The organism is Ilumatobacter sp. (assembly GCF_030065885.1).
Classification (GTDB): domain Bacteria; phylum Actinomycetota; class Acidimicrobiia; order Acidimicrobiales; family Ilumatobacteraceae; genus Ilumatobacter.
The window spans coordinates 18,238-29,065 of the sequence record NZ_JASJCS010000044.1 but is presented as its reverse complement, the minus strand read 5'-3'; the positions used below and the strand labels follow the sequence as shown (position 1 = coordinate 29,065).

8 protein-coding genes are annotated in these 10,828 nt (G+C 71.0%); 4 read left to right on the top strand and 4 right to left on the bottom strand.

The features are described 5' to 3' along the window. Window positions 1–253 (bottom strand): 2-oxoglutarate and iron-dependent oxygenase domain-containing protein (locus QNJ12_RS11190; RefSeq protein WP_300622725.1); only part of this gene is annotated, 253 nt, incomplete at its 3' end. A gap of 16 nt (window positions 254–269) precedes the next feature. Next, a complete protein-coding gene (gene panB / locus QNJ12_RS11185; protein ID WP_300622724.1) occupies window positions 270–1,118 on the bottom strand; it encodes a 3-methyl-2-oxobutanoate hydroxymethyltransferase in 849 nt (282 codons plus the stop codon). A 143-nt stretch (window positions 1,119–1,261) separates the two neighbouring features. Between panB and QNJ12_RS11180 the strand changes: the two genes are divergently transcribed. After that, window positions 1,262–2,233 (top strand): hypothetical protein, encoded by a 972-nt coding sequence (locus tag QNJ12_RS11180; RefSeq protein ID WP_300622723.1) that lies wholly within the window; start codon window positions 1,262–1,264, stop codon window positions 2,231–2,233. 8 nt (window positions 2,234–2,241) lie between these two features. Here QNJ12_RS11180 and QNJ12_RS11175 read toward each other — a convergent pair whose 3' ends face one another. Next, window positions 2,242–2,757 (bottom strand): DoxX family protein, encoded by a 516-nt coding sequence (locus QNJ12_RS11175; protein WP_300622722.1) that lies wholly within the window; start codon window positions 2,755–2,757, stop codon window positions 2,242–2,244. A 193-nt stretch (window positions 2,758–2,950) separates the two neighbouring features. Between QNJ12_RS11175 and QNJ12_RS11170 the strand changes: the two genes are divergently transcribed. Continuing rightward, entirely contained in the window at window positions 2,951–9,067 is a 6,117-nt protein-coding gene (locus tag QNJ12_RS11170; RefSeq protein ID WP_300622721.1) for an Ig-like domain-containing alpha-2-macroglobulin family protein, read from the top strand. Here QNJ12_RS11170 and QNJ12_RS11165 read toward each other — a convergent pair. Continuing rightward, on the bottom strand, window positions 9,013–9,450 hold the full coding sequence (locus QNJ12_RS11165; RefSeq protein WP_300622720.1) for a hypothetical protein: 438 nt from the start codon (window positions 9,448–9,450) through the stop codon (window positions 9,013–9,015). The genes QNJ12_RS11170 and QNJ12_RS11165 overlap by 55 nt on opposite strands. Window positions 9,451–9,537: 87 nt before the next feature. On the opposite strand from QNJ12_RS11165, the gene QNJ12_RS11160 reads away from it, so the two are divergent. Beyond that, on the top strand, window positions 9,538–9,954 hold the full coding sequence (locus QNJ12_RS11160) for a nuclear transport factor 2 family protein (RefSeq protein WP_300622719.1): 417 nt from the start codon (window positions 9,538–9,540) through the stop codon (window positions 9,952–9,954). Between the two features lie 21 nt (window positions 9,955–9,975). Continuing rightward, window positions 9,976–10,758: a helix-turn-helix transcriptional regulator gene (locus QNJ12_RS11155; RefSeq protein WP_300622718.1), complete on the top strand. Its 783-nt coding sequence runs from the start codon at window positions 9,976–9,978 to the stop codon at window positions 10,756–10,758. The last annotated feature ends 70 nt before the right edge of the window (window positions 10,759–10,828 follow it).

Genomic DNA, 10,828 nt, shown 5'->3' with positions numbered 1-10,828 from the left:
CACGACTCGCGGCGAGCCGCTCGACGCGGAACGGCCCGTACCCATAGGCGTCCCCCGCCGGGATCGCGACGGCGAGCTTGTCGTCGAGGGGCAGGTCGAAGAAGTCGCCCGCCGCCCGCCAGGCGGCAGCCTCGACGTCCGCGCCGAGACCGTGACCGACGATCTGGAAGAAGCCGACGTCGCGGCACGCCCGGTCGATCGCCGTCGCGGCCGCGCCGTCGTCGCCCGAGAGGTCGATGACGGGGACGTACACCGAGCGCTGCGCTCGCCTACTCGCTGTACTCGTGCTCGGGTGCCGGGTAGACGCCCGACTCGACCTCTTCGCGGAACGTGACCGCCGCGTCGAGCAGCGTCTCGCCGATCTGCGCGTACTGCTTGACGAACCTGGGGATGCGCCCGCGGGTGAAGCCCGCCCAATCGCTCCAGACCAGCAGCTGCCCATCGCAATTGGGTCCCGCGCCGACCGAGATCGTCGGGATCTCGAGCTCGGCGGTGACCTTGCCGGCGATCTCGGACGGCACCATCTCGAGCACCACCGCGAACGCACCCGCCTCCTCCACGGCGTGGGCGTCGTCGAGCAGTTGCTGGGCTCCCTCGCCACGGCCCTGGATGATGTGGCCCCCGAGACCGTGCTCGCTCTGGGGCGTGAACCCGATGTGCCCCATGACGGGGATGCCCGCACGGACGACGCGCTTGATCTGCTTCGCGCTCCGGACGCCACCCTCGAGCTTGACGGCGTGGCAGCCGGTCTCCTTCATGAACCGCGTCGCCGTGTGCAGCGCCTCGTCGGGGCCGTTCTCGTACGAGCCGAACGGCATGTCGGCGATGACGAGCGCCCGGCTCACGCCGCGCACGACGGCAGCGGTCAACGGGATCAGCTCGTCGACGGTGACCGGGATCGTCGTGTCGTACCCGAACACGGTGTTGCCGGCGGAGTCGCCGACGAGCAGGAAGTCGATCCCCGCCTCGTCGAAGATCGAGGCCGACAGGAAGTCGTAGCTCGTCAGGCCGGTGATCTTGATGCCCTGCTGCTTGGCCCGCTGGAAGTGGCGGGTCCGCACCCGCTTGAGGGCAGGGTTGCTGTCGCCGCCGCCGTAGGGGCGCTGTTCGTCGGTCACGCCCCCACCGTAGACCCCGCACCGGTCGAGCGGAACCCCCGACAGGGCCGCCGACAGGTGGGCGGCGGGCCGGTGTCATCTGGAGGTCACACGTCGCGAGGTGCCACCATGGTCGTGCCCCTCTACGAGTACTGCGAGGCACCATGTTCGACACCTCCAAGCTCGGCCCGATGTACGAGGACTTCTCGGTCGGCGCCACGCTCCCCCCGCTGCCATCGGTCACGTTGACCGAGGCCGACAACGCCGTCTACCGCGCGATCACGGGCGACCAGCACCTGTTGGCCGCCGACGCCGGCCTGTACCGGGCGGCCGCGTCGAGCCAGGGACGCCTCGCCAACCCGGGTCTCGTGCTCCACTACTCGATCGGCCAGACGACGATGGCCACCCGGCAGGCGATCGCCAACCTGTACTACCGGTCGGTGCGCGTGGTCCGTGCCGTCGAGCTCGGCCAGACGCTGTCGACCACCACCACGGTGCTCGGCCTGAAGGACTCGACGCCGAAGGGTGACCAGTTCCGCGGCAAGGTGTGGCTCGGCATCGTGACGAGCTCGGACGACGGGCCGGTCGTCGAATACGAGCGCTGCGCCCTGGTGCGTGGTCGCGGCCCCGGGCAACCCGGCCACGGCGACGAGATCCCGGGCCCGTCGGATCCGTCACCGCTCGGCGATCTCATCGGAGCGCTGCCGGCCTGGAACCTCAGCGGGCTGCCGAGGACCGATTGGCCGGTCGACGACGTCCGCACCGACCCGCTGCGCGACCACGTCGACCTCGCCGCGCCCTTTGCGCGCCTCACGTTCAACCAAGCGGCGGTCCATCGCGACGTGACGACCACGGCCACCGGTCAGCGGCTCGTGTACGGCGGTCACGTCCAGGGCCTGGCGCAGGCGTCGCTCACCCGGATGCTCCCGGGCCTCGCGACCGTCGTGGCGTGGGACGGCTGTGATCACACCGGCCCCGCTTGGGAGGGCGACCTGATCGAGTTCCGTCATCGCCTGGTCGAGCGCACTCCCGCCGGGTCGGGGCACCTGATGCGGTTCGAGATCACCGGCATCGCTCTGCGCGGCGACGAGCGCAGCGACATCCTGCGCTGGACGCCGATCGTCTGGGCCCCCTGATCGGGAGCTCAGACCGACCGCGGTCGCCAGAACGCGGCGAGCAACAGCAGCGCGCCGCCACCGCCGACGCCGCCCGCGATCAACAGACCCGGCCAGCCGAGGAGGTCGTCGTCGATGTCGAGTGCCGCGTCGAGCGACCACCCTCCGGCGCCGATCGTCCCCAGCGCCACACCGCAGACCAGCAGCGTCATCACGTACTCCCAGCCCTCACCGGGCCGGAAGATGAAGAACCCGTTCGTGCGGTGGTTGATGATCCACGCGACCGCCATGGTGCCGACCACGCCGGCGCCACCGAACGGCGTCAGCAGCCCGAGCACGAGCAGGGCTCCGGCGCCGATCTCGGTCAGGCTGGCCAGCCACGCCTGCAGGGTGGGCAGGCGCATCCCGAGCGACTCGAACCACGACGCGACGCCCGGGATCCTGCCGCCGCCGATGACGTGGTTGATGCCGTGGGCGAGCATCACACCGCCGATGCTGCAGCGGAAGACCAACAACGCCAGGTCGACCGCGTCCTGATCCGACATCCGTGCCCTTTCTGCACCCCGCTCGGCAAGCGGCGCGGCGTGCCGCACACTGTGCCAGCCCCGGCCCACCGACGCCGAGATGGAGTCGCGACGAAGCGATGCCGAACAACCGGGGAACCCGCGCTCATCGTGCGACGTCAAACGTCCGAAGGATTCGTAAGGTTGAGGGCGGACGACGAGGAACGGTGACGCGATGACGAGAGGGCGGAACGACTGGCGGCGGGTCGGCGTCGGGCTGCTCGCCGGCTCGCTGCTCCTCACGTCGTGCTTCTGGGGCGGCGACGACGAGGCGGACGAGCCGCCGAGCACCACGACCCCCACGACCGCCGCCGGTCCCGGCGACGACGATCCGATCGTCACGGTCGAGGGCGCGGGCGTGACCGCCGCCTCGACCGCGGCACCGCTCGGCCTGCGACTGAGCGAGGGCGCGCCGACGGCCGCCGCGGCCGACCCGCCCGACGTCGTCGTGGGCGACCCGATCTCACCCGAGGACGTCGACGCGATCTTCGCCCGCCTGCCCGACTGGGCGGTCCCGCCGGGAGACCGCGAGACGTTCAACCGCCCCGTCGATTCGCTCGCACCTCCCCTGGTCGGCGACACGATCGAGACGGCGTTCCCGCCGCCGGCCGACGGGGGCGATCCCGACACACCGCCGACGGGACCGCTCGAAGTGCTGCGGTTCCAGCCCGAGGGACCGGTCGACGTCGCGCCGTTCCTGAGCGTCACGTTCGACCAGCCGATGGTGCCGCTCGCCACCCTCGAACAGCTCGACGCCGCCGACGTGCCGGTCGAGGTGACGCCGGCGCTCGAGGGCCGCTGGCGCTGGATCGGCACGCGCACGCTGCGGTTCGAGCTGGTCCGGGGCGAGATCGACCGGCTGCCGGCAGCGACCCAGTACCGCGTCGTCGTCCCCGCCGGGACGCGGTCGGCAACGGGCGGCGAGCTCGCCGACGACGTGTCCTGGACGTTCAGCACGCCGGCGCCGACCGTCACGTCCTTCTGGCCGCAGCACGACAGCCTCCCGCTCGACCCCGTCTTCGTCGCGGTCTTCGACCAGCGCGTCGACCCGGACGCGGTGCTCGAGACCATCACGCTGACCGCGGATGGCGATGCGGTGGCGATCAGGCTCGCGACCGACGACGAGATCGCCGAGGACGCAGACGCGCAGCAGCGCGTCGAGGGGGCGCTCGACGCACGGGCCGTCGCGTTCCGGGCGGCAGCTGAGCTACCGCCCGACACCGACCTGTCGATCTCGATCGGGCCCGGCACGCCCTCGGCCGAGGGGCCGCTCACGTCCGACTCCCCCACCACCTACACCGCGAGCACGTTCGGGAACCTGCGCATCGTCGACACCGAGTGCGCGTACGGGGGCGACTGCGAGCCCGGCTCACCGTTCCACGTCCGCTTCAGCAACCCGCTCGACCCGGCGGCGTTCCTCGCCGATCAGATCTCGGTCGAGCCCTCGATCCCCGGCCTGCGGGTCAACGTGTTCGGTGACACGATCGAACTGGTCGGCGCCACAACCGGGCGCACGACGTACACCGTCGGGCTGTCCGGCGACCTCCGCGACGTCTTCGGGCAGACGCTCGGCGAAGATGCTGTCGTCGACTTCAAGGTCGGTTCGGCCCGGCCGACACTGATCGGGCTGCAGCGCGAGTGGGTCACCGTCGATCCGTCCGCGGACGAGCCCAGTGTCTCAGTCACCACGGTGAACCACGATGCCGTCCGGGTCATCGCATGGGCGGTCAGCCCCGCCGATCTCGACGCGTTCCGTACGTACCTCGAGTCGCAGTGGTCGGACGAGGCGGCCGAGCCCCCCGAGAGCTGGTCCGTCGTGCTCGACGACGAGTTCGAGATCGACAACCGACCCGATGCGTTCGTCGAGACGCCGATCGATCTGTCGTTCGCGTTCAACCAGGCCGGTTCGCAGCTGGTCGTGCGCATCGAGCCGACGCGCACGTTCTCCAGCAACGACGACGACTACTGGCGCAACCGGCCGACGATCTCGTGGGTGCAGTCGACGACGCTGGGGATCGACGCGATCTTCGACGACGAGCAGTTGCTGATCTGGACGACCGATCTGACCACCGGCGAGCCGGTCGCCGGCGTGCCCGTCGAGCTGATCGGCGACGGCCGGATCGCCACCACGAACGACGAGGGCGTCGCCGAGCTCGAGATCGGCGAGAGCGGCGTGAACGGTCTGTGGGCCCGCGACGGTGATCGGACCTCGTTCCTGCTCGCCCGGTGGTACGACGGCTGGACCGAGCAGTCCCGCCGAGACGAGGGCCGCTGGTACGTCTTCGACGATCGCGGCATCTACCGGCCCGGCGAGACCGCTCGCATCACAGGCTGGGTCCGTCGCTTCACGCGGTCGACCGATGCCCAGCTCGCGCTGTACGACGGCGACCTCGACGTCGGGTACACCGTGTGGGATCCGCAGGGCAACGAGATCGCCACCGGCCGCGCGCCGCTCAACCCACTCGGCGGGTTCAACTTCTCCGTCGAGGTCCCCGAAGCCTCGAACCTCGGCCGGGCGTGGATCGACATCACGCTCGACGATCTCGGGAGCACCGACCACTCCTTCGAGATCCAGGCGTTCCGCACGCCGGAGTTCGAGGTCACCGCGCGCAACGAGTCACCGGGCCCGTACTACACGGCCGAGCCGGCGACGGTTGCCGTGCAGGCCGAGTACTTCGCCGGTGGCCCACTCCCGGACGCCGACGTCGAGTGGCTGGTCGGCACGCGGGACACGACGTACCAGCCGCCGAACTGGGACGAGTTCACGTTCGGCATCTGGCAGCCGTGGTGGTACTTCGGCGGCGAGGCCGACGTCGGGTTCGCGGCCGACGTCGCGTTCGACGAGTGCTTCGACTGTGGGCCCGTCGACACCACCGAGTACGAGACGTTCAGCGGACGAACCGACTCGAGCGGCACGCACTACCTCCAGATCGACTTCGACGGACCCGACGTCGACCTCCCGACGACGATCACCGCCGAGGCGACGGTGTTCGACATCAACCGCCAGGCCTGGGCCGCCCGCACCGACCTGCTCGTCCACCCGGCCACCGCGTACGTCGGCATCAAGAGCGACCGGACGTTCGTCGAACGCGGCACACCGATCCGCATCGACGCCGTCGTGACCGACGTCGACGGCGGCGTCGTGCCCGCGCGACCGGTCGACGTGACGGCCGGGCGCCTCGAGTGGGTCTTCGCCGACGGGCGCTGGTCCGAGGAGCTGGTCGACGAGACGACGTGCTCGTTCAGGTCGACCGTCAGCGTCGACGACGAGTCGATGCGGTGCGAGTTCCCGACCGAGGTCGGCGGCAGGTACCGCATCACGGCCGTGGTCACCGACGAGACCGGGGGCAGGAATCGCAGCGAGCTGACCCAGTGGGTGTCGGGCGGGGCCGGACGGCCGGTGCGCAACGTCGAGCAGGAGACGGTCACGATCGTGCCCGACCGCGAGACCTACGCACCGGGCGACACGGCCGAGCTGCTCGTCCAAGCGCCGTTCGCGCCCGCCCACGGCCTCGCCACCGTCACCCGCCAGGGCATCGTCAGCACGGTGGCGTTCGACGCCGAGGACGGCAGCGCCGTCATCGCGATCCCGATCGAGGACGAGCACATCCCCAACCTCGACGTCCAGGTCGACATGGTCGGCAGCGCGGTTCGTGCCGCCGACGACGGCACGCCACTGCCGGACGTGGCGCCCCGGCCGGCGTTCGCCAGCGCGCGCATCGGGCTGTCGATCCCGCCGATCTCCCGGGAGCTGACGGTCACGGCCATCCCTGCCGAGGCCGAGACACTGCCGGGTGCCGAGACGGCCGTCACGATCGAAGTCCGCGATGCCGCCGGTGATCCCGTCAGCGGCGCCGACGTCGCCGTCGTGATCGTCGACGAAGCCGTGCTGTCGTTGACCGGCTACGAGCTGGCGAACCCGCTCGACGTCTTCTATCGCGACGTGTTCGCGAATCTGACGTCCGAGTACATGCGATCGAGCATCGTGCTGGCGCGGCCGGATCTCCTCGAGGGCGGTGGCGACGACCGCGCCCTCGGGGTCGACGAGGATGCGGCCGAGGAGGCCGAGTTCGCCGCCGACGACGGCGCCGACCTCGCCGCGCCGGCCGACAGCGCCGGGGCCGGCGCGTCCGGGCAACCTCAGATCGACGTCCGCACCGACTTCGACGCGCTCGCCGTGTACGCACCGGAGGAGTCGACCGGCGCCGACGGCACCGTCACCGTCGCCGTGCCGCTCCCCGACAACCTCACCCGCTACCGGGTCATGGCCGTGGGGGTCGACGGCGACGATCGGTTCGGCAAGGGCGAGTCGACGATCACCGCCCGGCTGCCCCTCCAGGTCCGACCATCGGCGCCGCGGTTCCTCAACTTCGGCGACCAGCTCGAGTTCCCGGTCGTCGTTCAGAACCAGAGCGACGAAGCCCTCGACGTCGACGTCGCCATCCAGGTCGGCAACCTCGACCTCACCGGGCCGATCGGTCAGCGGATCACCGTGCCGGCCAACGACCGCGTCGAAGTTCGCTTCCCGATGACGACCGACGTCGTGGGAACCGGTCGGTATCGAGTCGCGGCCGTCAGCGACGACCTGGCCGACGCCGCGGCAGGTGAGCTCCCCGTGTACACACCCGCGACCGCCGAGGCGTTCGCCACGTACGGCGTCATCGACGAGGGAGCGATCGGGCAGCCTGCCCTGCCGCCGACCGGGGTGTTCCCCGAGTTCGGCGGCCTCGAGATCGGCACGTCCTCGACGGCGCTGCAGGCGCTGACCGACGCCGTGCTCTATCTCGTGGACTACCGATACAACAGCTCCGACGGTCTTGCCTCGCGCATCATGGCGGTGGCCACGTTGCGCGACGTGCTCGAGGCCTTCGACGCCGACGGTCTGCCGAACCCGACCGAGCTCAACCGGCAGGTCGGCACCGACATCGAGCACCTCGCTGCGCTCCAGAACGACGACGGCGGCTTCCCGTACTGGCAGCGGGGCCGAGAGTCGATCCCGTGGCAGTCGATCCAGTCGACGCATGCGCTGGTGCTCGCCGGGCAGGCCGGCTACGACGTGCCGGGCGGCACCCTCGACCGGGCGCTCGCCCACCTCGCCCAGATCGAGGAGTTCTATCCCTCGACCTACGGGCCGGGCATCCGGCGCACGCTGAGCTCCTACGCGCTGTACGTCCGGGCCGAGGCCGGCCAGCGCGACGTGGCCAAGGCGACGGCGCTCTACGAGCGCGAGCGCGACGACCTCCAGCCCGACGCCCTCGCCTGGCTGTGGCCGTCGATCAACGACGACTCGTACCGTGCCGACATCGAGCGCGAGTTCACCAACCGGTCGGTCGAGACCGCCGGCGCCGCCACGTTCGCGACCGACTACGGCGAGGACGCCTACCTGATCGCCCACTCCGATCGCCGCACCGACGGGGTCGTGCTCGACTCGTTCATCACCCAGGCGCCCGACAGCGACCTCATCCCGAAGCTCGTCACGGGCCTGCTCGGCAACCAGACGAGGGGCCGCTGGAACAACGCCCACGAGAACGCCTTCATCCTCGTCGCGCTCCACCGGTACTTCGACACCTTCGAGGCCGTCACGCCCGACTTCGTCGCCCGTGCATGGATCGGCGACGTGTACACGACCGAGCACGCGTTCGCCGGCCGCACCACCGACCGGGCCAACACGCTCGTGCCGATGGACGTCTTCATCGACGCCGCCCAGCCCAGCGAGGACGGTGACCTGTCGTCGATCGTCGTGTCCAAGGACGGCGACGGCCGCCTCTACTACCGGCTCGGGCTGCGCTACGCCCCCGACGACCTACAGCTCGACGCCCGCGACGAAGGCTTCGTCGTCGACCGCGTGTACGAGGCCGTCGACGACCCCGGCGACGTCCAGCGCAACGCCGACGGCTCGTGGACGGTGCGGGCCGGCGCGACGGTGCGGGTCCGCCTGACGATGGTGGCCGACGCACGGCGGACCCACGTGGCGTTGATCGACCCACTCCCGGCCGGGCTCGAACCGGTCAACCCGGCGCTCGCGGTGTCACAGACGATCCCGCCCGACACCGGCGGCGACGTCCCCGAGTGGAGTTGGTGGTGGGGCTGGAACTGGTACGAGCACCAGAACCTCCGCGACGATCGCGCCGAGGCGTTCACGAGCTTCCTGCCGGGCGGCACGTACGAGTACTCCTACATCGCCCGCGCGACGACGCCCGGCGCCTTCGTCGTGCCGCCGACGAGAGCCGAGGAGATCTACGCCCCCGAGGTCTTCGGCCGCTCGGGTTCCGCGCTCGTCACCGTCGAGTGATCGCGGGCGTCGACCATGCGGCGAACGAGCCGAGCCTGCCGGTAGGCGAAGGACCCGACCATCGCGGCCACCGCAGCCACGACGATCGCACCGCCGGGCGAGTACCAGCCGAGCGCGATCGTGCCGACGCTCGCCACGACCCACGCGGCGTCGCCGGCGCTGATCGACACCGTTTCGTGTCGCAGACGGTGAGCGGGCCATCGCGCGACGACGAACACCCAGGCCGCGAAGGAGACGAGACCGGCCCCGACGACGCGAACGGCAGTCGGCTGCCCGGTGTCGAGCAGACGATCGAGGGTGTCGGGGGCCACGGCGGCGGCCAGACCGCCGAGCGCCGAGGTCGCGGCGTTGATGCGCAAGACGGCGCGAAGTTGCTGCTCCATCGCACCACCCTGCGCCGCTGACGTCGCGGACGGCCATGACCCGACGGGTCATGGCGAACATGACCGGCGCCCCCGCACGATGGTCCCATGACCGACACCGAGACCCCGACGCCCGACACGATCAGCCCGCAGGCGATGATCGACGGCTACTTCCGCTGCTGGAACACGACCGACGACCGCACGCGCGCCGCCGCGGTCGCCGCCACCTGGTCGCCCGAGGCGACCTCGACCGACCCGGTCGCGGCGGTCCGCGGGCACGACGAGCTCACGGCGATGTTCGCCGGATTCCACGACACGTACCCCGGGCACTCGTTCCGCCAGGTCGGCGCACCCGACACCCACCACCAGCTCGTCCGGTGGGGTTGGGAGATGGTCGACCCGAGCGGCGCCGTCGTCCTGGACGGCATCGACGTCGCCGTGCTCACCGACGACGGGCGGATCTCGGGGCTCGCCGGGTTCTTCGGCGCCTCGCTGCCCGAGGCCGACGCGGCGACCACCGGCTGACCGGGCTGCGATGATCTGACCGTGGGCGACGTCGACACCGTGGGCACTCTCTGCCGCCAATGGCGGCAGCTCCGACGCCGCAGCCAACTCGATCTCTCACTCGACGTCGGCGTCTCGACGCGTCACCTGAGCTTCGTCGAGACCGGCAAGTCACGACCGAGCCGCGAGCTGATCCTCGCTCTCGGCCGCCATCTCGAGGTGCCGATGCGCGAGCAGAACAGGATGCTGCTCGCCGGCGGCTTCGCGCCGGAGTTCACCGAGACGCCTCTCGACGCCGAGGCCGCCGAAGCCGCGCTGGCAGCGATCGACCGCATGCTGGCGGCCCACGAGCCGTTCCCCGGCGTCGCGGTGGACGGCGACTGGAACGTCGTCCGGGCGAACGGGGCGGCCCTCGCACTCGTCGCCGGGTTGCCCGACCACCTCGTGGCGCCCTCGATCAACATCTACCGCGTGAGCCTGCACCCCGACGGTCTGGCCGGGCGCAGCAGGAACCGGCACGAGTGGGCCCCGATCCTCGTGGAGCAGCTGCGCCGCAGCGCCGGTCTCACGGCGCGCCCGGCCCTCCTCGAGCTGCTCGACGAGGTGCTGGGCTACCCCGGCGTGAACGAGCTTCCGGTCGCTCCGACTTCGCCGAACGTGCTGATCCCGTTCGTCGTCGACACCGGCGACGGCACCGAGTTGTCGTTGTTCACCACGATCACGACGTTCGGCACGCCGCACGACGTGACCGTCGGCGAACTGGCGATCGAGCTGTTCTATCCCGCCGACGAGCACACCGAGTCGGCGCTCCGGGCCCGGGCCTGAACTGCGACGTACTCGGACGGGCGCCTCGGCGACGCGAACCGACGCAAGCCCGGCGAACTCGCGAACCCCG